General features: G+C 38.1%; 21 protein-coding genes. 18 read left to right on the forward strand and 3 right to left on the reverse strand.

Annotated features, from left to right (window positions below; translation table 11 throughout):
• Window positions 1-291 precede the first annotated feature (291 nt).
• From PS1M3_RS05780 to ccoG, 8 genes are all read left to right on the forward strand, one after another.
• Complete coding sequence (locus PS1M3_RS05780) at window positions 292-1,794, forward strand: sodium:alanine symporter family protein (protein WP_008132031.1); 1,503 nt, start codon at window positions 292-294, stop codon at window positions 1,792-1,794.
• Window positions 1,795-1,964: 170 nt separating this feature from the next.
• Complete coding sequence (locus PS1M3_RS05785) at window positions 1,965-2,291, forward strand: hypothetical protein (protein WP_008132029.1); 327 nt, start codon at window positions 1,965-1,967, stop codon at window positions 2,289-2,291.
• 1 nt (window position 2,292) lies between these two features.
• A complete protein-coding gene (locus PS1M3_RS05790; protein WP_006794492.1) occupies window positions 2,293-2,574 on the forward strand; it encodes a YeaC family protein in 282 nt (93 codons plus the stop codon).
• Entirely contained in the window at window positions 2,564-5,245 is a 2,682-nt protein-coding gene (locus tag PS1M3_RS05795) for a DUF349 domain-containing protein (RefSeq protein WP_008132027.1), read from the forward strand. The genes PS1M3_RS05790 and PS1M3_RS05795 overlap by 11 nt, the downstream gene beginning before the upstream one ends.
• 87 nt (window positions 5,246-5,332) lie before the next feature.
• Window positions 5,333-5,887, forward strand: coding sequence for a DUF1439 domain-containing protein (locus PS1M3_RS05800; RefSeq protein ID WP_033025795.1), 555 nt, complete (start codon window positions 5,333-5,335; stop codon window positions 5,885-5,887).
• Window positions 5,888-5,968: 81 nt separating this feature from the next.
• Window positions 5,969-7,273, forward strand: a complete 1,305-nt coding sequence (locus PS1M3_RS05805) for an AarF/ABC1/UbiB kinase family protein (RefSeq protein ID WP_008132025.1) — start codon at window positions 5,969-5,971, stop codon at window positions 7,271-7,273.
• 87 nt (window positions 7,274-7,360) lie between these two features.
• Window positions 7,361-8,773, forward strand: coding sequence for a sigma-54-dependent Fis family transcriptional regulator (locus PS1M3_RS05810; RefSeq protein ID WP_203986688.1), 1,413 nt, complete (start codon window positions 7,361-7,363; stop codon window positions 8,771-8,773).
• 151 nt (window positions 8,774-8,924) lie between these two features.
• On the forward strand, window positions 8,925-10,304 hold the full coding sequence (ccoG, locus tag PS1M3_RS05815; RefSeq protein ID WP_008132023.1) for a cytochrome c oxidase accessory protein CcoG: 1,380 nt from the start codon (window positions 8,925-8,927) through the stop codon (window positions 10,302-10,304).
• 28 nt (window positions 10,305-10,332) lie between these two features.
• Here the strand turns inward: ccoG and PS1M3_RS05820 are convergent, their stop codons facing one another.
• On the reverse strand, window positions 10,333-10,770 hold the full coding sequence (locus tag PS1M3_RS05820; protein ID WP_008132022.1) for a hypothetical protein: 438 nt from the start codon (window positions 10,768-10,770) through the stop codon (window positions 10,333-10,335).
• A gap of 79 nt (window positions 10,771-10,849) precedes the next feature.
• On the reverse strand, window positions 10,850-11,767 hold the full coding sequence (locus tag PS1M3_RS05825) for a M14 family metallocarboxypeptidase (protein WP_203986691.1): 918 nt from the start codon (window positions 11,765-11,767) through the stop codon (window positions 10,850-10,852).
• Window positions 11,768-12,007: 240 nt separating this feature from the next.
• On the opposite strand from PS1M3_RS05825, the gene PS1M3_RS05830 reads away from it, so the two are divergent.
• Together PS1M3_RS05830 and PS1M3_RS05835 are read left to right on the forward strand one after the other, a co-directional pair.
• Window positions 12,008-13,645: a cyanophycinase gene (locus PS1M3_RS05830; protein WP_203986693.1), complete on the forward strand. Its 1,638-nt coding sequence runs from the start codon at window positions 12,008-12,010 to the stop codon at window positions 13,643-13,645.
• Window positions 13,646-13,748: 103 nt separating this feature from the next.
• On the forward strand, window positions 13,749-13,997 hold the full coding sequence (locus PS1M3_RS05835; protein ID WP_006794483.1) for a hypothetical protein: 249 nt from the start codon (window positions 13,749-13,751) through the stop codon (window positions 13,995-13,997).
• Between the two features lie 145 nt (window positions 13,998-14,142).
• On the opposite strand, the gene PS1M3_RS05840 is transcribed toward PS1M3_RS05835, so the two are convergent.
• Window positions 14,143-14,727, reverse strand: a complete 585-nt coding sequence (locus PS1M3_RS05840; RefSeq protein ID WP_203986695.1) for a hypothetical protein — start codon at window positions 14,725-14,727, stop codon at window positions 14,143-14,145.
• 720 nt (window positions 14,728-15,447) lie between these two features.
• Between PS1M3_RS05840 and PS1M3_RS05845 the strand changes: the two genes are divergently transcribed.
• From PS1M3_RS05845 to PS1M3_RS05875, 8 genes are all read left to right on the forward strand, one after another.
• Complete coding sequence (locus PS1M3_RS05845) at window positions 15,448-16,731, forward strand: site-specific integrase (RefSeq protein ID WP_203986697.1); 1,284 nt, start codon at window positions 15,448-15,450, stop codon at window positions 16,729-16,731.
• 126 nt (window positions 16,732-16,857) lie between these two features.
• Window positions 16,858-18,972, forward strand: coding sequence for a DEAD/DEAH box helicase (locus PS1M3_RS05850; RefSeq protein ID WP_203986699.1), 2,115 nt, complete (start codon window positions 16,858-16,860; stop codon window positions 18,970-18,972).
• A gap of 1 nt (window position 18,973) precedes the next feature.
• A complete protein-coding gene (locus PS1M3_RS05855) occupies window positions 18,974-19,621 on the forward strand; it encodes a DUF2290 domain-containing protein (protein ID WP_203986701.1) in 648 nt (215 codons plus the stop codon).
• A gap of 395 nt (window positions 19,622-20,016) precedes the next feature.
• Entirely contained in the window at window positions 20,017-20,145 is a 129-nt protein-coding gene (locus tag PS1M3_RS20125; protein ID WP_256438044.1) for a hypothetical protein, read from the forward strand.
• A gap of 302 nt (window positions 20,146-20,447) precedes the next feature.
• Window positions 20,448-20,948 carry a hypothetical protein gene (locus PS1M3_RS05860; protein ID WP_203986703.1) on the forward strand — a complete coding sequence of 167 codons (501 nt, stop codon included), beginning with the start codon at window positions 20,448-20,450 and terminating at the stop codon, window positions 20,946-20,948.
• Between the two features lie 195 nt (window positions 20,949-21,143).
• A complete protein-coding gene (gene istA / locus PS1M3_RS05865; RefSeq protein ID WP_008466912.1) occupies window positions 21,144-22,694 on the forward strand; it encodes an IS21 family transposase in 1,551 nt (516 codons plus the stop codon).
• A gap of 11 nt (window positions 22,695-22,705) precedes the next feature.
• Complete coding sequence (istB, locus tag PS1M3_RS05870) at window positions 22,706-23,461, forward strand: IS21-like element helper ATPase IstB (protein WP_203984839.1); 756 nt, start codon at window positions 22,706-22,708, stop codon at window positions 23,459-23,461.
• 328 nt (window positions 23,462-23,789) lie between these two features.
• Window positions 23,790-24,356 (forward strand): hypothetical protein, encoded by a 567-nt coding sequence (locus tag PS1M3_RS05875; protein WP_203986706.1) that lies wholly within the window; start codon window positions 23,790-23,792, stop codon window positions 24,354-24,356.
• The last annotated feature ends 22 nt before the right edge of the window (window positions 24,357-24,378 follow it).

Here is a 24,378-nt window from a genome sequence, read left to right on the forward strand (position 1 = left end):
CCCCTCAACCAGCAGTCTATTTAAATTACTTTCTATAAACCTCCATTATATTCAAACAAACTAATTGCTGGTTAAATAACCCTCAAATAATACGTCGAAGCGCACGTTTTATCTGTAAATATGAAAATTAAGTGTTAACAAAGTTAGCTCACTTAAGTTAATATCAATAACAATCGAATTAAAGGTAGGCGTATTTAAGCCCGATTTTTAATCGTTTTGTGTCGCGCATTCTGAGTAGCTAAAACAGAGTCTCGTAATTCATAATAAAAAATATAACTATAGAGGATATCCATGGAAGCTTTTGTAAGCGCTGTTAATGATGTTGTTTGGAGTAATGCCCTTATTTACTTATGCCTTGGCGCGGGCTTGTTTTATTCTGTATTAACTCGATTTGCCCAAGTCAGACATTTTAAAGAAATGTGTAAATTACTTTTTAGTCCTAACACATCTGAAAAAGGTATTTCTTCTTTTCAAGCACTTGCAGTGTCTCTATCGGGGCGAGTCGGTGTTGGTAACATTGCTGGTGTTGCTGCTGCTATCGGTTTTGGTGGCCCAGGGGCTATTTTCTGGATGTGGGTTGTTGCATTTTTAGGTGCAAGTACAGCCTTCGCTGAATCAACTCTTGGTCAAATTTATAAAGAAGAAGAAAACGGTCAATATCGTGGTGGTCCAGCGTATTACTTTGACCGTTGTTTAAAGCAAAAATGGTTAGCTATCTTGTTTGCTATTTCTGCCGTTGTTGCGTGTGGTGTTTTCCTACCAGGTGTACAAGCAAATGCGGTAGGTAACGCATTTACTCAAGTATTTGGCGACGGTACTATGGTTTCGACCAGCTTTGGCGATGTAGGCAGCTTTAAGCTAGTTGCGCTGGCTATTATTCTTATCGTTTTAGCCTTTATCATTTTTGGTGGTATAAAACGTATTGCCAACTTTACTCAAATTGTTGTGCCATTTATGGCTTTGGGCTACATAGTACTTGCCTTAATCGTTGTGTTTTTACATATCGATAGAGTGCCTGATATTTTTGCTATGATAATAAGCGACGCCTTTACAGCTCAAGCCGGATTTGGAGCTGCAATTGGCTGGGGTGTAAAACGCGGAATATATTCAAATGAAGCGGGTCAAGGTACAGGTCCTCATGCAGCGTCTGCGGCAGAAGTAGACCACCCAGCGCAACAAGGTTTAGTTCAGGCTTTTTCAGTGTACGTAGATACCATCTTCGTATGTACAGCAACTGCACTGATGATTTTGTTAACACAACAATACAACATTGTTGGCGAGCTACCAGCTGGTCAATTTATTGTACAAAATGTTGACGCAGCAACTGAAGTAGGCTCTGCAGCATTTACGCAAATGGCTTTGTTTAGCGTATTTGGCGGTTTTGGTGAGGCATTTGTAGGTATTGCGTTATTCTTCTTTGCGTTCACTACTATTTTAGCTTACTACTTCATTGCGGAAACAAACATTGCTTACTTAAATCGTTACTTTAAAGGAAGTATTCCACTGGTTATTGTGAAGTTTGTGATCATGTTTATGGTGGCGTACGGAATGGTTAATAGCTCTGGGTATATTTGGAGCATTGGTGACATAGGTGTAGGCTTAATGGCGTGGATCAACATCTTAGGCATTTTAGCTATTTTCTTTGTCGCAAAACCGGCACTGTTATGTTTAAGCGATTACGAAGAGCAAAAGAAAAAAGGCGGTAAAATTACCTTTGACCCAATTAAGTTAGGTATAAAAAACGCTACTTTCTGGGAAAAACGCCTTGAAAAACAATCTAAGGATCCTGAGTAATTTAATACACAGTGTACTTGCAAGTTTGATTGGATAAACGGGTTTAAACCAATAAAAAGAAAGTTACATTATCTGTTATTGCTTTAAATTCAAAAAAGACAACAACAAATAAAACAAGTACAATAAAGGCGCCGCAAGGCGCTTTTTTTATGCGTAGTATGGAGAGATGTATGGCGATTATTCGTTGCCCAAAATGTGCAAAATCAATTTCAGATAAATACAAGCAATGTCCGCATTGCGAAAGTAACATTTCAGAGCTAAATGACGAGCAGGTTCAACAACTTCAGCGCGAACAGCAAATTAAAAAAAAGCAGATGTTTATAAATCACTCTTTCCTAGCACTTATTTTATTTTTGGGTGGTTTTTTCTGTTTATATTTTTTACAACCGCAAAAAGAAACCCTTGAGTGGTATGCTTACACCATCGCCATTGGCGTAGGGTGCATTTGGTATCTTATTAACCGTATTATTTTAGTGACTCTTAAAAAGAAAAGATGACATGAATATCGATAAACTCGTAGAAAATATTACTCCAGAATTATTTGAACGCCTGCAATATGGTGCATCCACTGGCAAATGGCCAGATGGCACTGTGTTATCAGATGAGCAAAAGCAACAAACAGTGCAGTTGGTTATGTTGTATCAAGCAAAGGTGGCTCAATCGAACGAGCAATTTACGATTGGTGCTAATGGTGAAATGATCCAAAAGACAAAAGCGCAACTACAAAAAGAATTCAAATCAGACAACGAAATAGCTAGGTTTAGTGAACATGATCTTTAAGCACCTTTTTACGCCAAAATGGAAACACCCTAAGCAACAGGTACGTCTTGATGCAATTGAAAAGCTAGATACGCAGCGCGATGCAAGTATTTTAAATACACTTGCATTAGAAGACAGCTCTGCAGAAATACGCCGAAAAGCGCTTCAAAAGGTAAATGATTTACCACTTTGGTGGAAAGCCTATAAGCAAGACCAAGCGTTGAAGGATATAGCTGAGCAGCAAATATCTAACGCGGTTTTAAACAGTGAAAGCACACTAACACCGCAAATTAAAAGTGAATATATAGAACGCTTTGCGCCTGTAAAAACATTAGAAAAACTAGCGTTTGCAGAGAAAGAACTAAAAGTTCGCGTTAAACTACTTAAGCGTTTAGCAAACCCAAAATTAGTAGAAAAAGCTTTTAAAGAAGGCAGTGAAGAATTACAAAAGCAGCTAGTGGAGTTAGTTATTAACCACCAGCTTACCAAACCACTTGCTAAACATGCTAGAGGGGAAGCGAAAAGCACCCTTGATACGCATATTGAAAATGAGCGTCTGGCCAAAGAAATGCCACAAGAAGTTGAAAATTCAACGCGCGTTATTTTAGCAAAACTTAATGCGTTACGTGAAAAAACAGACTTTGCGTTGGTAAACCCACAAGCTGCTGAATTAATGGCTCAATGGCAAGCATTAGAGCTTAAATGGCTATCAGCAGAGCGTATAAAATCGCTAGATGAAAAGTACATAGCTATTACCAGCAAGCTTGATACTCATATAGCGCAACTTAAAGCTGAGCACGACAAAGAACAGCAACGTTTAGCATTAAAACAGCGTCAATTATTGGCTTTAGCAACGCTTGAAGCATTAAGTGATGAAATTGAAAATGCGCTTCAATTAGGTTTAGAAACCCCAGAGCAAATTCAACAAGATTGGCTTGACGCTAAAGTAGCCCAAGCAAAACAAGCGATCACAGAGACTGAGCTTGAAAATAGCGCACAGTCTAAAGCGGTAATAACAAGGCTTGAGACTTTATTTTCACAAGTGGCTAAATTACCCGAACTAACAACGGTAATTGCTCAATATAAAGAGGCATTGAACGCCTTACAAAAAATTGAACCAGCGCAAAGCATTGAGCAATATGACGATATTATTTCAGCGTTTAATCAAGCGTTTAAAGAAACGCGTGGGCATATAGCTATGTTAGACAGCGCACTGCAAGGCAAGTTTAAAACTGAGTTAAACGCGCATAAAAAGCAGTTTTTAGTACCAATGAATGAGTTAGTTAAACCGCTTGAAAAAAATCAAAGCCAAGCAAAGCGAAAAGCTCGTGATGTTAAGCGCTTAATTGAAGAAGGCCGGTTCAATGTGGCATTTGGTGTATTTAAAGGTTTTGAAGAGCTATTTAATACATTAACAGCACGCTACCAGCAACCACTTGAAAATATTAAAGCAGAGCTAGAGCAGCAGCTTGCTGACGCAAAAGATTGGCAAAAATACGCCGCTGCACCAAAGCGTGTTGCGTTACTTGAAGAAGTAGCCGCGTTAACCGAGCAAGAATGTACCGACCCGCAACAACGTGCAGAACAAGTAAAAATGTTTCGCACACGTTGGAATGAGCTTGGCCGTTTAGATACAGATGAAGAAAAACAACAAGGTGTTCAGTTTGACGAACATATTGAATTGTTGTTTGCACCTTGTCGTAGTTACTTTGCCGAGCAAGAAAAAAACCGCGATGCAGCTAAGTTGCAACGTGAAAGCATCATTACTGATATGCACGTGCTTAGCACAGAGCCTACTAGCGAAGAAGGCTTTGATTGGAAACAGTTTGAAAGCCAATACAATAGGCTAAATAAAGCATGGCGCAGTGTAGGAAAAGTTGACCCTAAAACATATCGAGTTTTAAATGAACGCTATAAAAATGAGCAACAACAGGTGCTTGGTTTATTAAATGCGTTTCATAAAGGTAATGCTGCGCTTAAAAATGATTTAGTAGAACAAGCACAGCAACTATCACAAAGTGACGACTTAGCAAGTGCTTGCCAGACGTTAAAGCAAATGCAGCAGCAATGGCAAACAATTGGCTTTGCGGGCTTGAAAGCTGAAAATGCGTTGTGGCAAAAGTTTCGTCAATATAACGATGAAGCATTTAGTAAGCGCAGCACTGAATTTGAGCAACAAAAGCTTGAACAGAATGAGTCAGACAAGCAAGCCGCTGCAGAGCTTGCTGAATTAGAAGCGGTACTAGAGGCGGTTGAACAACGTGCGCAACTTCATGACCTAGAAACGAAGGTAAAGGGTTATGCACAATTCAGAACGCTTGCGCCAAAAGTGACTACTTTGCTTAAAGCCATAGATGAAAAAGTGTCATTGCTTATCACTAAATCAGAGCAGGCTAACTTAGATGCCTTACTTAATGCGCTTCAAAATAATGAAGAAGTACCTGCTCAGTATCAAGCACCGCTAAAAACAACGCTTAACGAAGAGCAACTTGTAACGCGTATGGAAATTTTAGCAAATGTGAGTTCGCCAAATGCATCACTTAGAATGGCAGAGCAAGTTGCTATGCTTGATGATAAACACCGTGGCGATCATGCTGATTTAAATTATTATTTAAAACAGTTGCTCGCGCTCAGTAACGGTTCAGTTGAACCTGACACACTAGCTCGATTAAAGACGACACTTGCAGCTTAATCATTAACATTACTTTAAATGTTGATTAAAACTTTAAAAGGCCGCTTAAATAGCGGCTTTTTATATCAACCAAACAAAGGATTTACCATGAGATTTTTATTACTTATTACTACGCTTTTTTTAACTGCCTGTAATAGCACGCAAGGTGTATCGGTATATTCATTTACAAATGCTGAAGTAGAAAGCGTATTAGCTAAAGAGTTGCCAAAGTTAAGCGAAAAAGTAAAGCTAATGGGATTACCTGTTCAGCTTAACGTTAATGATTTAAGTGTTGATATAGGGCCAGATAATCGTGATGTTGTTTTACTTGGCGCTGACTCTAGCGCAGAGATCAACGCTTTTGCACTTAAATACCCAATTCGTTTAAAGCTTCAAATAGAGGGCAGCCCATTTTACGATAGCGAGAAAAAAGCAGTGTTTTTGCGTAATATTAAACTACTGGGCTCAAGCGTTGATGCTGGTGGCTTTAGAGGCAACATTGGCGCGCTTGACGATCAAGCAATGGGTGTAATCAATACCTTTTTGGCTAACAACCCTGTATATACGTTAAACATGAACGATCCTAAAATGATGCTATTGAGCAAATTACCACTCGACATGAAAGTATCGCAAGGTGCAATTAAACTGGTTCCTAGATTATAAATAACCAGGCTAATCAGATCGGCCTGCCTTAATTAATCGTATTAAATAACCTAACTATAAGCTAATTAGGTTCATTATATTATGGCAGCACCGCGTAACGTGCCCACATCGAGACTTTCTCGTTTTGCAAAATTAGGCTCATTAGCAACAGGCGTTGCGGGTAATATGCTGGTTGATGGCGCTAAAAGTGCACTAACAGGTAAAGGGTGGGATAACAAACGCTTACTTCTGCAACCTAAAAATATTGAAAAACTTGCTGTGCAGCTCTCCCACTTACGCGGAGCAGCAATGAAATTAGGCCAGCTTCTATCTATGGATGCTGGTGATTTGCTCAGTCCTGAGCTTGCCCAGTTACTCGCTTTGTTGCGCTCTGACGCAAATCCAATGCCGCATAAGCAGCTGGTTGAAGTTTTAAAAGAACAATGGGGGGACGACTGGCTTTCTCGTTTTTCTCATATTGAACTCAGACCTTTTGCAGCGGCTTCTATTGGGCAAGTGCATTTAGCGTATCAAGAAAATGGCGATAAGCTCGCAGTTAAAGTTCAGTACCCGGGTATTGCAAAGAGTGTTGAGAGCGACGTAGATAACGTGATTACGCTGTTAACCCTATCGCGCCTATTACCTAAAGATCTCGACATTAAACCCCTTGTGAATGAGGCTAAGGCACAATTACTTGCAGAAGCAGATTACCTGCGAGAAGCAGATTATTTAATACGTTACAAAAATGCACTCAACGGCAATGCTCACTTTAAAGTGCCTGATGTTTACACTTCGCACAGTACGCAGCAAGTGCTTACAATGGAATATGTTAATGCTGAACCCATAGAGAGCATCACAGAGCAGCCACAAAGCCAGCGAAGTTTTGTTGCTGAGCAGCTTATTAATTTATTTTTTAAAGAAATGTTTGAATTTAAACTCATTCAAACGGATCCTAACTTTGCTAATTTTCATTATCAAACAGAGACACAAAAAATCGTTTTATTTGATTTTGGTGCAACGCGAGAAATATCAACCGAGTTGAGTTCAGCGTATTTGGCACTATTTAAAGCAGGTAGCGATAACAGCCGAGAGGGCGTATTAAAAGCAGCATCGCAAATTGGTTATTTTAAAGATGACATTATGGATAATTATAAAAATAACGTAATCGACTTGTTTTTAATGGCGTGCGAACCGCTCAGGCATGATGGTGAATTTGATTTTAAACATAGCCAGTTAGCACTTAAAATTAAGGATGCTGGGCTTGCACTTAGTGCTCAATCACAGCAGTGGCACACTCCACCCGTCGATGCGTTGTTTATACACCGAAAACTAGCCGGTTTGTATTTAATAGCTGCTCGTTTGGGGGCAAAAATTGATGTGCGTGCGCTTTTTAGTCATTTCGCATAAATGCTGAGCTAATATCGATACAAAGTTACTGGTGCAGTAATGTGTTAAAGTTGTCATAATACTCGTGATATTTCGCGAGGCGTAGTTATGATAAAGCAATTTTTAAACGATCCAAAGTTATTACTTAATGCCGTGGGTGAGGGAATTTACGGATTCGACTTGTCTGGAAACGCTGTATTTGTAAACCCAGCAGCAGAGCGCATGACAGGGTGGAAGGCAGAGGAGCTACTAGGAAAAAAAATACATCAATATCATCACCATACTCGTGCCGATGGCACGCCTTACCCTGCAGATGAGTGTCAAATTTACTGTACCATGTTTGATGGTAAACGCCGTGAAGTTAACAATGAAGTGTTTTGGCGCAAAGACGGTAGCTCGTTTGCTGTTGAATATACATCCACCCCAGTGTATCGAAAAAATCAACTTATTGGTGCCGTTGCTATTTTTCGTGATATATCGCAGCAGCAACAAACCCAAAATGATTTACAAAACGCACTTAAAAAAATAAAGCAGCTGAGTGAGCAGTTAAAAGACGAGAATAGCTATTTAATAGCAGAGTTAAATCAGGACTGGCAAGACTCTGGGCTTGTAGGGCAAAGCCATGTGTTCCAAACCATGTTAGAGCAAATCAAATTAGTGAGTGAAACCGACACTACCGTGCTTATTCTGGGAGAAAATGGCACAGGTAAAGAGCTAGTAGCACGCAATTTATATAGGTTAAGCAAACGCAGCAAGCATGCCTTTATTAAAGTAAATTGTGCAGCTTTTACACCAAGTTTATTGGAGTCTGAGCTGTTTGGGCATGAGAAAGGCGCTTTTACGGGGGCTAACGAACGTCGTAAAGGCCGATTTGAACTGGCCGATAAAGGCACACTTTTTTTAGATGAAATAGCCGAATTACCTCTAGAATCACAAAGTAAGCTACTAAGAGTGCTACAAGAGCAAGAATTTGAACGGGTTGGTGGTAGCCAAACTTTGAGTGTAAACATTCGAGTTATAGCGGCTACAAACCGCGATTTGTGGCAAATGGTGCAAAAGGGCAGTTTTAGAATAGATTTATATTATCGACTTAATGTATTTCCTATTAAAGTGCCAGCCCTCAGAGAGCGAAAAGAAGATATTCCTTACTTATGCAGCAACCTCATACAGCAATTAAATAAACGCTTAGGGAAGCAGTTAAAAGGGCTAAGTAAAAAAGCAGTTACTAAGCTTCAAGCCTACGATTGGCCTGGTAACATAAGAGAGCTGCAAAATGTACTGGAGCGAGAAGCCATTTTGTCCAAACAATCTGTTTTACAGCTCAATCAACCACTCAATGGTGACACTACGCAAAATGTTGACGAGTCTCTTACCCTCGATGAGGCGCAAAGGCTGCATATAAGCCGTGTTTTAACACTTTGTAACGGGCAAATTTCTGGAAGTAAAGGTGCTGCACTTAAGTTAGGATTACCTGAAAGTACACTTCGCTCAAAAATGAGAAAGCTAGGAATTAGTAAATAATCGCGATATATAACGGCTTTCGTTATATATCACGATTATAAAAAGCGCGTGAATTATAAAGTTATTTAATATCAATAGATTAAATAAAGTTTCAGTTTGGTCTGAAAGTTGCAAATACTTAAACAACATCCGTTCTAATTAAGTAAGTAACATGAAGTTTGATATTAAAGAGCAAGACATGATCATTAAGCCCTATAACTCAGGGCCAATTTATATTCGCGAGCAAAAAGGCTTTTTTCAACGTATACGCCGTAATTTAGGCTGGTTGCTAATGTTAACGTTTATTGCCATTCCATGGATTCAATATAACGGTCAGCAGGCTGTACTGTTAGATGTCGCAACACAAACCTTTACTATTTTTGGATTAACACTTCTTCCTCAAGACTTTATGATTTTAGCCATGCTTTTTATGGTGGGAGCCTTTGCGTTATTTTTTGTTACTAATTGGCTTGGCCGAGTTTGGTGCGGTTACACGTGCCCACAAACAATATGGATGTTGATGTTTACATGGGTTGAGCAACGAATAGAAGGTACACGCAATCAGCGCATTAAATTAGATAAGTCAAAATGGACATTTAGCACGTGGCGTAAAAAAATAGCTAAACACAGCGTGTGGATAGTTATTTCGGTTTTAACAGCGACCTCATTTATGGCGTATTTTATTCCGGCTAAAAATTTATACTTAAACATGCTTTCGTTTGATTGGTCTGGCATTACCACATTTTGGGTGCTTTTTTTTGCTGGGTGTACGTACGGTAATGCTGGTTTTTTAAGAGAAAAAATGTGCACCATTGCATGCCCGTATTCTCGTTTTCAGTCAGTGATGTTTGATAAAGATACCTTAGTTGTTACTTATGATGCTGAACGAGGAGAAAACCGTGGCCCACGTAAGCGTAAAGCTGATCCAAAGTCATTAAACCTAGGCGATTGTGTAGACTGTAATTTATGTGTGGAGGTATGCCCTGCGGGTATTGATATAAGAAATGGCTTGCAATATGAGTGCATAAACTGTGGTTTATGTATTGATGCCTGCGATGACACAATGAATAAGTTTGGCTACGACAAAGGCTTAATTAAATACGCGAGTGAAAAACAGATGGAAGGTAAAAAAACCAACCCATTTAGATTAAAGCTTGTTGGCTATGGTGCGTTAACTGCCTTACTTATCCTATCGATGTTTGCATGGATGATGCAGCGTACACCCATAGAGGCTTCAGTGCTTCGTGATAGAAACGCACTCTACAGAGTAAATTATGAGGGCCTAGTTGAAAACCCATACACACTAACCATTATTAACAAAACACAGCAATCAATGCACTACACAATCGCTATTGAGGGGTTACCTGGGGCAACGCTTAAAAGTCCAAAGGCAACACTCGTACAACCTGGTTTAATGAAAAAAATACCGGTTACGGTTACCGCTGATGGTTACGATATTAAACAAAAAGTAAGTAAATTAAGATTTGTAGTTACCGCGCAGGAAGATGCGAGTATTACCATCACCAAGGACAGTCAGTTTTATAAAAACTAAGTAGTTAAACGCCAAGTTGATTAAATAATTAATCCGCTTGGCTGTTTTTAAGGTGCTTAATAACGTATTGCTTGGCACTTTCAACCTCACTAAATATACATTTAGTGCCGTCTCTGCCAACGCTATTTAAAACCCGCGACATTTGACTGATTGCGATGGCCGATGTCATTACATACGCGCTGATAAAGCAATTTGCAGCTTGCATTTTTTTGCCAATTTTAGTGAGCAATAACTCGGCTTCAGGCGTCGCTGCTAATACCTTTCGTGAGTCGCTAATATAGCCCCAGGGGTTGCCGTTAAATTGTGCAGTAGTATTAATGAGCTTTTCACCATACACACTTAGAATATCGGTATCGATGCTACCTGAAAATTCAGCAACAATTATGTTGTTATCTACATAAAAATTAACGTTGCCATAGTCATTTTTTAATGAAAAATCATAATGCTCATTTTTATCTACTTGCAAGGCTTTCTCTCTATTTATATTACAGACTTGTTACTACGTTTAATAAAACACACTTATAATAAACGTAGCAACTAGTAATTTAGCCTTCATTTCGTAAATAATTTAAAGCACTATCAATAACAGCAACTTGCGCTAATATACATTGTTCACTATTGGCTGAAGGGCTATCTGGGTAAACCTCTGTTGTTGTTACAAAAGGAGCATCAGTAAAGCCCATACATAAACCTAATTTGCGTGCTGCGTAATTTATAACGCCAAATTGTTCCTGCGGTACGCCTATTAATGCATTGTTTTCATCGCTTGGTGCAATATGCGTAACCTTTGCAACGCCCTCAATAATCACTTTTTGAAATTCTGGCTCTGGCTTTGTACTGTCAGCAACTAAGTAAAACCCATCAGGAATATTCCAGTTTGTATTAGTTGTGCCTTCACGTGCTGCAAGCGCTGGCCTGAATTCACTGTTATCGGAGTCTGTTGTCTCGTGTAAATCAATATGTGCTAGTAGATCAATATTTAATGATTTTACATAGGCCATTACCGCAGCCGACTCGTGTGCTGGGCTATTTTCGTAAAAGGAGCGGTTAGGATCTATTGCGCTTGGGTTCCAGCGGTTAATTGTTTCATACCCCCAAGGGCTAATACAGGGAGTAATAATTATATTAAAGTGTTTTGAATGATTTAAAGCAGAGGTTTTTGCAAATCTAAGCGCTCCATGTACACCACTGGTTTCGTAGCCATGCACGCCACCGGTAATTAAAACCGTTGGTTTGGTATCATCAAAATTAGGTGTTTGCAGGGCATATAATGGATAACAGCCATCGTTGTAATTAAGCTCACCATATTGCTCAACCGTTAATGTGCCTTTAAGCTCGTTAATTAACGTTAACACTTCATCTTGGTAGCTCCGCTTTATAACTTGGCTCGCAAGCCATTGAGCTTTATCGTCGTCGTTCCATTTAGTACCGGGTGTGCCAATTGGGTATGTGTTGTCAGTCATTATAAAGCCTTGGTATATCAATATTTAATGAAATAAAGCGCTAGCTTAACGCTGACTAAAATAGCCCGCAACTTAATGCGATGTATCGATATAATTGAGTTACTTCTTAAAAAACTAATCCAAAGCTGTAATAAAGAAAATTGAATTAAATACACCGTTAGTTATGTAAGCGAGGTATTTAGCCCAAGCCACTAAACTGATAAGCTTGCAGCGCATTTTGCCACTTTTAAGACTATTACTATGAGCAATCAAATTTTATTTAATAAATACATGCTATTAACAGCGATTTTTACACTAGTAAGTACTGTATTTTCGGTTAATTTAGCCGCGCAACAACAAAGCCAAACATTAGTTTTATTAGGATCAGAGCCACGCATGTGCGCTGAGAGTTCGTGTACTAGGAGTGAAAAGGTTGAAAATTTAACCCAAAAATTATACTCACCTACTATTAATAAAATAAAGCTCATAGCAAAAAACTGGCCAACCAGTAGCCTTTCTAATAAAGATGCGACACTAGATGTGCTAAAGCAATTACAAAAGAATGAACCTAAGCATTTGTCAAAGCAAAATTTACTGTGGCAGTGGCGTGACGTAGATAATTTGCAATTAGAAAGCTTATCGGTGCACGAATACAATTATGTGCTTGATATGCTCGAAGTGTCAGAAAGTAAGAATGATAAAAAAATAAATAGCAAAGCAATTAATACTTCACGCTATGAAAATAATGATATTTTACAATTTATTACTGGTAGCCTAAAAGTAAATAGCGCTAAACCGACCATGCTTGTTATTACTGCAGCGCGTCGTGATCCCTACGCGTATGCTGAAGCGGCAACATCTCTTTTAGCAGAATCACAAATAAGTACCAAGTGGCTTGCATTAACGCCTGCACTTGCAAAGGCAATAACCACGGGTCGGTGCGATCAACTGCCTTCACAAAGAAACAGCGCTATGCAAGTGTATAACCGAGAGTCAATTTATCCTTCGCAAACTCAAACCGAATACGGCTTGTGTAAAAGTGGAGTAGTTGCATTAACCACATTAATAAAAAACAGTACCGGCGTTATGTTTCATAGTGGCGATACTGCGTTATTGCATAGCGTTTTATTTAATGATGAAAACGAGCCTTACCCATGGACAAATTCACTTATAACAAGCCCGGTTATTGTGGGAATAGGTGAGGGGAGCGCCATACAAGGTAATAGCTTAATTACAAATAAAAACGTAACAAGTACAAATATACTAAAAGGGGAAACCCTGACCACTAAAAAGGGCTTAGCAACGTTTAATTATGGTGTGTTAAGTACGCACTTTAGTGAGCAAAACCAAACTTTTAAATTGGCCATGATGATTGACACTTTAAGCAACGGTAAAGCTACATCACAGTATGGTTTTGGTGTAGACGAGAATACCGCCTTGGTTGTCATAAAATCGCCAGAAGGTAATTTAATGACGGTCGTAGGTGAAAATGGTGTGGTCCATTTAACTCCCGGGGCAACAAACATTGCTGTGCATCCCCCTGAGCAAAAGACAAATTCAAAACCTCAAAAATACCGCTATTCTTATTGGCCTTCTGGCAGTGTAATTGATGTGAGCAATAACTCATTTACTTTGAGCGAGCGCACATTGGGGAAAACATTGCCCTCAATAAAAATTCCGCCATTGCCAGTTCAGCGTTTTGGTAGCATATTGACGGATGCTAAATTACGCTCTTTGACACAAGCTATGTGCCTTGCTCAAGAGCAAAGTGCGGTTGCTCAGCAAGATAAATTTTTAATTAGCCTGAATACAAATGCTGATACACGCTATGACCGAATAAACACCAAACCATTTGGTTGTGCTGTGAGTAATTTATCGCTGGTGGTCGAGTCGTTTTAAGTTTAAGGCGTAATTATTTGGATTTTAAGTACCAGCTCGATAAAATAACCAGCATTACGTATAACCACTTTGCATAAAGCAGAGAAATTAAAAGAGTTTTAAAATGAATAATGAAAGTGATGTAATCGATAACTTAGCTGACTTAGAGGCTTTTTTACTGGAAGTTGAAAGTGGCGGCTATGGGTTAAAAGGGGTATCTGGCGTTGGTATGGCCACTAAAAACTCAGACGGTACCCGTTTTATTGCCGTATTTGATGATAAACAGCAGTTATTATTGGCCCGCGGTATCACCGAAGATGTATATACTAATGGGCAAGATATGGTTCGTAACGGTGTAAAGCCCAAACACTAGTTACATATAAATCAATAAGCGCTGTTTAGCGCTTTTTTTTGCAAAATTTAAAATGAGTTAAAACATCAAGCAAGGCTAAGAAATATAAAAGGTAAAAAACCGATTTAGGCTAAATAAATGAAGACTTTACTGCATAACTCGCATATTAACGTATTTCGTTTACTAATTGACCATTTTCATATAATGCCGAGTATTGGCGTTTATGCTCTTCAAATAGGTAAGTTCTTAACTGCTCTTTTCCAGTATTAATACGCGTAATTTTTGCAGCCATTCCTGATTTATTTTGCCTAATAGGCTCTATATCAATTGAAATACACTCTTCGTTTGGTAATGTAAACTGCACGTTTTTCATATTACCCAGTCGGCTGTTATCTTTTAGAGGTTTTAAAAATATCCCTGTGCTAGATATAGACTCAATATAAAAACCTTCGCTTTTTATATTGAGCTGGCTCCAACGCCAACTGCGCTGTGTGCCTTTAGTATCAATAACTTCAGGCGCACTGAGTGTTGGGTTAATAACCCCAGAGGGATCTATTTCTAAATCAAGCGGAAACCACAATTGATAGTGCGCAACTTTTGCTAATAGCGTTAAGCTTGCATTACTTAATAGGTGCGCAATGCCTGCGGGTACACTACTTTGTAAAGTAAGCTTATGATTTGGTTTTACTTCCTGAACTTCTGGCTTAAATAAGTCAGAGATAAAGTTTAATTCTTCAGCTGAAAAGTCCATGTTCAACACCGTAAAAATAAAACCCTATCATATGTTAATTAAATAAAATGCTCAATAAGTGTGCAGACTTATTTGTTTTCTTTACTATAATGAAAAGTTTTGTTGGGATTTTCTGCGAATTAAACGTGTATCGTTAGCCGTGCTTGTTATATTTCATCCAGATTATGCTTAAGCGAATAACAATATACTTAAAGTATATTTAGCGCCTTCATGTGCTTTTAAAAACTAAAAAGGGTTTTGTTACTTTGTTGTTTTATTAAGTTAATAATCAGCACCTGGTGAAATGTCGACACGAAAGGATGGTTTTAAGATATTGCTGCATACTAAGTAAGGACCAATTGATAGGCACTGTTTTTTAGGCGCAATTTGTAGTCATTTAACCGCTGATTTAAGTAATCTCTAAGTAAATTTATTTTTCAGGTTAATACTTTTTTGAAGGTTAATTATAGAAACAGGAGGGAGTTATGAATTGGTCGGTATGGAGAGATTCGAACTCTCGACCCCTGCCACCCCATAAAAATTACCTGTGTTCTTTAGTGTACAAAAGTGGCTTAACGTGTCCTATCGTGAAGTATTCAAAGTTATTGTAACTTATTGCTATTGAAAGGATTGTGCTTTTAAATTATACCTAGTGAATGAACGTGAAGTTTAGTGAACTAAAATCAACTCGTGCGATAAATGTGCGACAAAAATTTTGGGTTAACTCTAGGTGTGCGAAAAATGGCGTCAATTAAAGTAAAATTAACTGAATCAATACTCAAAAATATTCCTTTGGAAATTACCAAAATTAATGACACTGAGATCTCCGGTTTTTATCTCAATGTTGGAAGACCAAATAAGGAGGGTAAACGCTCACAAGTATATTATCTGTATTACCGCCTTGGAGGCCGAGGTTCAAGAGAAAGAAGATTAGCCTTAGGCAGCTCATCGGTAATAACAGTGAGTGAGGCCAGGCAGCTTGCTAAGCAATATATTGGTGATGTGTCGCGTGGTATTGATGTTTTTTTACAAAATAAGAAAGCAGCGCTTATTGAAAAGCAAGAAAGCGCCTCACCGACAATTGCTGTGCTTGCGAATGAGTTTATTGAAAGAGATATTAAAGCTAACCGTAAAGATGTAGACCCTGTTATTAGAATGTTTGATAAAGACATTTTGCCCTTTATTGGTAATTACAAACTTAAAGAAATAACCCGCCGTGAAATTTTTGAAAAGGTGCTTGATCCAATAACTGATAGAGGTGCTAAAACGCAGGCGAATAAAACACTATCCATTCTAAAGCAAATGTTTAATTTTGGTGTTGAGCGAGATTTAATCCAAGGTAATCCCATTAGCACAGTGAAAAAGAAAAGCGTGGGTGGCTTAGAAAAGTCGCGAACCAGAGCGCTCGAATTTGAAGAAGTTATTCAAGTTTTTGAGCGCCTACCAAAGCTAGGTATCAGCCAGCAAGTTATTTACGCATTGAAGTGTATTACTTTAACTGGTTGTAGGCCAATAGAAGTCACAGGCGCACAGTGGCAAGAGTTTGATTTTGATAAAATGATATGGACAATCCCAGCCGAGCGCGTTAAGCAAAATAAAAATGGCGAAAGAACTCATAAAGTACCGATTACTCAAAATATGGTTATTTTGCTTGATGAGTTACGCGCAGCATTTGGCTATCTCAACTCTAAATATGTATTCCCGAGCACAACAACCAATAAATCAGGTCCAGGTGAGCAGCCTATTGATAGGCATTCACTATCACGCTCTATCAGTCGTAAACAAGAGCAATTGGGTGTACCAAAGTTTGTACCTCATGATTTACGTAGAACCGTTTCTACAAGGTTGGGTGATGATGATATCGGTACAGACCCGATAGTAATTGAAAAAATACTTAACCATCAACTACAAGGGGTGCAGGGCGTTTATAATATGCAGGAATATATGGAAAAGAGAAGAAGGGCTTTAGTAATGTGGGAACATAAACTCACAAACGCAACTTCTTACTCTTCAAAAGTTACCTAAAATATTTGCTGGCAATGGCATTTCACTGTATGACAAGCTTTTATATATGGTAAAGTGTTAAATATGTACACTTTTTCTGGTGCATACTTTATACGTGTTAATTCATACTATTAAAATAAAGTGACTATGATGATAAAATTTTTGGGTGCTCGGAAAGAAGGTCAAGTTGTAGCTGGGATTCTTGAAGCCATATTGAAAAAAAGCAATTACCTTACAGGATACCTTTACAGAGGCTTTCCAATTCTTTCAACTTCAGAGCAAACTATAACACTGGATAGCGTTTTATGTTGTGAAGAGCACGGAGTGATAATTTTTCACTTTATAGAGGGAAAAGATATACATTCAGACTTCAGGTCTATTGTGGATGAAGTTCATTTAAAGGTGGTTGCAAAACTTCAAGAGTTACCGGAATTAGCGATCAGAAGAAAACTGGCTGTACCAGTTAATTCTATAGTATTTGCACCATCAATACCTTCAAACAAGTATGGAAATGAATTAGAAACAGCACTTTTGTTATCCAGAACAGAGCAAGATGTTTTTCAGAATATTTCTTTGGAAAAATGGAATAACCCAGAATTACTTAATATAGTCCTCTCGCGTTTACAATCCTTAACTTCCTTAAAAAAGAGACGACAACGTGGTTATGTTGAACGTGATGACTCTAAAGGTTCAGTTTTAAAAGCATTAGAAAATAAGCTTGCTACTCTAGATGATAGTCAAACCAACGCTGTTTTAGAGACTGTTTCTGGTGTTCAACGTATAAGAGGGCTAGCAGGCTCAGGGAAAACGGTCGTTTTAGCCAGAAAAATCGCTCATTTGCATGCTCAAAACCCTAGCTGGAAAATTGCAGTAACATTTAACTCTCGCTCGCTAAAGAAGCAATTAGAAAGACTTATTAGTGTTTTTTATGAAGATGCAAACGGAGAAAAGCCAGATTTAGAGAAACAAGTCCAAATTATACATGCTTGGGGTAGCCCTAAAAACCATGGTATGTATTACGAAGCGTGTAAACTTCATAATGCAGAATACTTGGACTTCAATGCAGCTAGAAATCAGTGTGGTTCGGGTGGTGAAGCTTTTGACTTTGTATGTCAAAAATTAAATGAGGAAATTGAACAAGACAAAAAGTTGTTTGATTTGATTTTAATAGATGAAGCTCAAGACTTTTCACCAGATTTTCTTCGGTTATGTTACTCATTACTTGATCACCCAAAACGTTTAATTTATGCGTATGATGAACTTCAGAACTTAGGTGACAGCTCTATGCCTTCGCCTGAGGATATCTGGGGTCTGGATGAAAACTCTAATCCTATAGTTTCATTTAAAGAATCATCCCAAGATTTGATTCTAGATACTTGTTATAGGAACCCTGGGCCAGTTCTTAGCGCTGCTCATGCTCTAGGTTTTGGGATTTACAGAAGGCCAATGATTCAGATGTTTGAGCATTATGGTCTTTGGGAGGAAATAGGTTATAAGGTTATTTCTGGAGAGTTAAAAGAGGGTGAAAGTGTTAGCTTAGCTAGAACTGAGAAGTCTAGCCCATGCTTACTCAGCAATCATAACAGTGGTGATGAACTAATTAAATTTAGAAAATTTGATTCGAGGTCTGATGAGTATGATTGGGTTGCTAATGAAATTATCAGGAATATACGAGAAGAGGAAATATTACCAAGCGACATTGTAGTAATTCATCCAAATGTAATGCGAATGAAGAGTGAAGTAGGCTACATCAGAAATGTTTTATTCCAACAAGGGATAAACTCTTCTATTGCAGGTATTACAGGTTCACCTGATGAGTTTATTTATGATGATCAAGTAACGTTCACATCTATTTATCGAGCAAAGGGAAACGAAGCTGCAATGGTTTACGTTATTGGAGCAGAATATTGTAATACAGAATTTGAGTTATCTAAAAAAAGAAATATTCTTTTCACTGCAATGACTAGGACGAAAGCTTGGTTAAGAATTACCGGTTGTTATACTACCTTTGATGGCCTTTGTGATGAATACTCAAAAGTTGTAGAAAATGACTTCATGCTTAATTTTAAATATCCAACAGAAGAAATACGCCAAGAGATGAAAGTCGTAAATCGTGACATGACTTCGGCTGAGAAAAACAAAGTAAGTAAAGCTCGAAACAGTGCACAAAGCCTTGCTTCACTTTTAAGTGATGAGGTTAATCCTGAAGACATACCTGAAGATATCAGATTAGCTTTATTAGAAAAGCTACGAGGCTCTTAAAATGAGGGCTAAAGATGTTCTTAAAGATATAGGAATAATTACATCAAAGCTTATTGAAATAGGGTTGTCTGTAGATCAAAATTTTCCACGTCAATCTGATAATTCAGGGCAACAGCTTATAAGTTATGATAATTATTCAGATACTTCCGTAGCATTGAAGAATATAGAGTATAAAGAAATATATGGAGAGTTAGATAAAGAGCGGCAGTTTAATATTAAACTGCTAGATGGTGCGTTATTGCAGTTTTTTTATTGTTTTGAAGGAAACACGTTAATAAAACATAGATTATGTTACTTTCCATCTCCAGATTTTGAGTCCTTTCAAAATGAGCCTGAATTATACTTGGACGAAAGTAAAATTTATGCAGATATCTTACTTAAATCTGTTCTCCCAATTCCCATAAGGTTCGATTATGCTCCAAATGACAGTGTAATAGTAGAGCACCCTTCAAGTCATTTAACTCTTGGTCAATATAAAAATTGTCGTATCCCTGTTGAGTCTGCAATTTGCCCTTCCTCCTTCACAAATTTTATCTTAAGGGCTTTTTATATGAATGGGTTAACAGGCACGAAGTGCGTCTTTACTAAGAGAGAGTTGGAAGCATGCTTACATGATGAGGAAAGGCCGCTACTATATATCTCGCCTTAGGAATTATCGTAGGTATACTTCAGTAACATCGTCCTAAAATGCCCCATCTCCTGTGAAACGGTCTCTAAGGCCGCTTTATATTTAAAGCCCATGCATTAAGTTTAACCATTCTTTCTTGAACGTAGCTATGTCTGAGGGCATGTGCGCCAGTTGAAAAGAGTAGGGGGTATGGTGAAAATTGGTACTTTAATTGAAATTTATTTTTTAAGTGCGTCAAATTAAGTTTTGAAATTTATTAAGTCAGCGCATCCCTAACACGTTACTTTCAGGTCTCATTCAAAACGGCACCTTTTCGATTTAATGTAGAAGCAATTATTTATCAATAACAATCTCCAAATTTCTTAAAGCTATACTCATAATTGAGGGACTTCCTCTTAAATTAAAGGATAACGATTATGGCTCTTAAACCTGGACCAAAACCAATTGCTGATTCAACTGGCAAACCTGATAAACGTAGACGTGATAATAAAAATACTCCAGGGAACACCCCTGGATTAAAACCTAGTAAATCATCAAAGAAATAGGTCAGAATTGAGATTAAAGCTATCTTCACGGTAGCTTTTATATTTAACGTAAATAAACTTCAGTTATTTCAGGTCTAAAATGCCCCATTTCCTGTGAAACGGCCTCTAAGGCTGTTTTATATTTAAAACCTAACGCATTAAGCTCAACCATTCTCTCTATCGCTTACTCTATTTGTTTTTTGTGTCTGATTGTATTCTAAAAATTAGCTTAGAATGAGTTTGGTGCCATTTACACAATTTAGGTAATACTGTAAATTAATAGCTAAATGAAATGGATTTTTGAAAATATATAAGGACAGTTTGTGCAATATCATAATCCGCTTAATATACCAAAGCCTGAGCGCCCAAATAACCCATCACCTCTAGAATTAGCTATCTACAATTATGAAGTAAAAGCAAGAGAGTTTCATATTGAGAAAGCAAAAATTGCTACTGATGATGAATCAGCTTCGGATAAAAAACTTCGAACTCTAAAAAGTAAAAGGGATTGGGAACATCTAAGGCTTGAGAGGCGAAAGATTGCAGCCCATATCATGTTACAAGAAGAACTTGTCGAATATAGAACAAGCAATAAGTTAAAATCAGTTAAAGAGCTAAGCAAAGAAAGCCACCACCCAACGGGTAAATTAGCAAGAAACTTGACAGCAACTGGTGAGCCCAAACCAACAGTGATACATGAAGCCCACCATATTATTCCAGGTAAAGGCTGCCATCAAAAAGTTGAAATGGCGATTGCTCGAATGAACTTGCATGCGCATGGTATTGGCATAAATGATCCTTTTGCATATTCTCTCCAGCTTTGATCACCCAATTGCATTAACTTTGATCGCTTATTCTCATTAAGCTTTGATCACTAAAATCACTTGTAAATGATCACATTTATGCTCTTAATGATTTTGCCGATCAAAGCTTAATACCACTCGTAACCGAGTTCACGTTTTATCATTTTTGTAGGTGTGTTAAACCGTTATCTGAATCGTTTGATGAGGATAACAACAATGACAACAAGACCTATATCTATGAGTAAATTACATTCCATTTTACGGCTGAAGTACTCAGCACAATTATCCCATCGAGAGATTGCCAGAAGTTTAAATATTTCACCTGGTACTGTGGCTAATTACCTTAAAAAGGCCAATGAGTTAGGCTTAAATCAATGGCCAATACCAGAGGATAAACAGCAAAATACATTTTTCAACACCAAACTCAAGCGCTTCTCAACGCGTAAAAAAAGACACCCAACGCCTGACTGGTTAAATATCAATAAAGACTTAAAACAACATAAACACCTAACATTACAGCTCGTATTTGATGAGTTACTTGAAAAAGTGGGTGAGCCTTATTACAGCTACAGTCACTTCTGCCGAGCTTATAAACAATGGTTAGGTACCCAGCGACTCTCAATGCGTCAGCAGCATAAAGGGGGTGAAAAGCTGTTTGTGGATTATTGTGGCCCCACAATTACCATTACTTGTCCGACGACACAAGAAAAGCGCACTGCTCAGATATTCGTTGCTGTACTAGGTGCATCAAATTATACCTATGCTGAAGCAACGTATAGTCAGCAACTTGAAGATTGGGTAATGAGTCATGCGCGTTGCTTTGAATTTTTAGGCGGCGTTCCTGACGTTGTTATTCCCGATAATCTCAGAAGTGCTGTCAGTAAAACCTGTCGCTACGAGCCTGATTTAAATCCGACGTACCACCAGTTAGCCGAGTACTTTAACGTTGCTGTCATTCCGGCTAGACCTTATAAACCCAAAGATAAATCGAAGGCTGAAGTCGGCGTACAAATTGTTGAGCGTTGGATCATGGCACGCTTACGTAACCAAACCTTCCACAGCTTAGCGCAACTCAATCATGAAATAGCAAAGCTACTGGATATGATGAACAATAAGGTGATGAAGCAATATCAACAATCACGCAAACAGCTATTTGATATGGTGGATAAAAACGCATTAAAGCCATTGCCTGAAAAGCCCTATCAATATACACAAATCAAAACAGTACGTGTGCATATTGATTACCATGTTGAAATAGAAAAACATTACTACAGCGTGCCTTATCTGTGGGTTAAAAAACAATTACGCGCACACATATCCAATCAACTCGTGCAGCTTTATTATGACGGCACTTTAATAGCACAGCATCCTCGCTCAAACCGTTTAGGCGGACATACGACACAGACACATCATATGCCAAAGGCGCATCAAAAACAGCATGAGCAGTCACCGATAAATTTACGCTCATGGGCATTGAGTATCGGTGATTATACTCATCAAGTCGTTGAATTATTGCTTAATAGCAAACGTCATCCAGAGCAAGCTTATCGCACCTGTTTAGGGGTATTAAGTTTAGCTAAAACGTATTCAAAAGAACGCCTCGAGCGAGCATGTTACCGAGCAATTTGCATGAATACGACCACACACAGATCTATTAAGCAAATGCTGCAAAAAGGGTTAGACCAACAACCATTACCCACACTCCAAACAGAGCCAGAAAAGCCAATTACACACAGCAACATACGTGGCACAGATTACTACCATTAAGGAATGTAAACATGATAGAAACAATTAATCAGCAACTTCAATTGCTCAAGTTATCGGGTATAAAGCAAGCACTCAAGCAGCAGCTTGAACAGCCAAACCTATATCAAGAACAAAGCTTTATAGAGCGCGTCAGTTTATTGCTAACGCATGAAATTGATACGCGTAACCAAAGAAAAATAGAGCGACTGGTGCGACAAGCAAAATTCCGCGTACCGGGTCAGTTAAATCAACTCATTTACTCGCCGAAGCGTAATCTAGATAAAGCACAAATACGCGGCCTCAGCCAAAGCACCTGGCTGAGTTTACATCAGAATATATTAATTACAGGCGCCACAGGCTGTGGCAAAACCTACCTCGCGTGTGCATTGGGTCACGAGCACTGTTTACAAGGAAAAAGTGTCTTCTATATTCGATTAAAAGAATTACTTGAAAGTCTATTTCTAGCACAGGCCGATGGCAGTTATCGAAAATTATTGGGTAAACTCATTAAATACGACTTACTTATTTTAGACGATTGGGGGCTAGAGCCACTCAGTGCTCAGCAACGAAGCGACTTACTTGAATTAATCGATGCTAGATATGGTTATAAATCACACATCATCATTAGTCAGTTACCACAGGAAAACTGGCACCAAATGATCGGCGAATCAACGCACGCTGATGCTATTTTAGATAGGCTGATTCATGGTGCAATTAAGTTGAATTTAAAAGGAGAATCGATACGAAAACAGTTAAATGAATTGACTGATGATGATCAGTTAAGTTAATTTAAAAATGGCTCTACAAAATGATAAATCAAGCGATCAAAGCTGATGAGAATCGGTGATCAAAGTCATGAGAATACGCACCTTTAAATGGTGTATGGCTAAGAAATTTTGCTAAAAATACACCAGATGATTGGGCCACACCTGATTCACCTGCGCATAGACCAATACATACTCATAATTATGAAACATGGATATTCGAAAGGTTCTCAAATGACAACCTTCCAGAAAGTGCTTTTTTGTCACGATTGCAAACCGTTAAACGTGAGATAAAATCTGGAACACACCCTCAAAAAATTTTACAAAGCAAAGATACTAATTGGACTGGTGCATGAACGTTTATAGATTAAAATCAATAATTAATAGTTATGAAGTTATTGATTTAGATATTTTTGAATTTGCTGAAATAATCGGAGATGAAGATTTATCTTTGGTCAGAAGCCAGCCGAGAACAAACGAAAGTTTGTTAAATACTTGGGGGGCTCCTTCATGTTCATTTAGTAAAGAATACAAACAAGCTGAAAGGTATCCGGATATCTCTTTTTGGGGTACTTACCTTTTAATGTCAGCGGATGCTAAAAGAGCAATGTATGAATTGCTTAATGGTTTTGGAGAGTTTCTTCCTATAAAAGTTGAAGGTTGCGACTTCTACCTTTTCAATTGTTTAACTTTCGGCCTAGAGGATAAGCAGCTATGTATTCTGAAGTATAGCGAAGGAATAGAAGATGGACTTGAAAGCCTCGCGTTTAACTCTGAAGATGTTCAATCAAAACCGGTCTTTAAGTCAAAATTGCAGGGCTCAAGGACATTGTTTGCTAATGAAAAATTTAAACAATGTTATGACTCAAATAACTTTTCTGGCCTTAGATTTGATACAGAGCTCTTAAATATATTTTAGTTAATGTAAAAAGTTAGGTGAC

It is taken from the genome of Pseudoalteromonas sp. PS1M3 (assembly GCF_016865405.1).
GTDB classification, from domain to species: Bacteria; Pseudomonadota; Gammaproteobacteria; order Enterobacterales; family Alteromonadaceae; genus Pseudoalteromonas; species Pseudoalteromonas marina.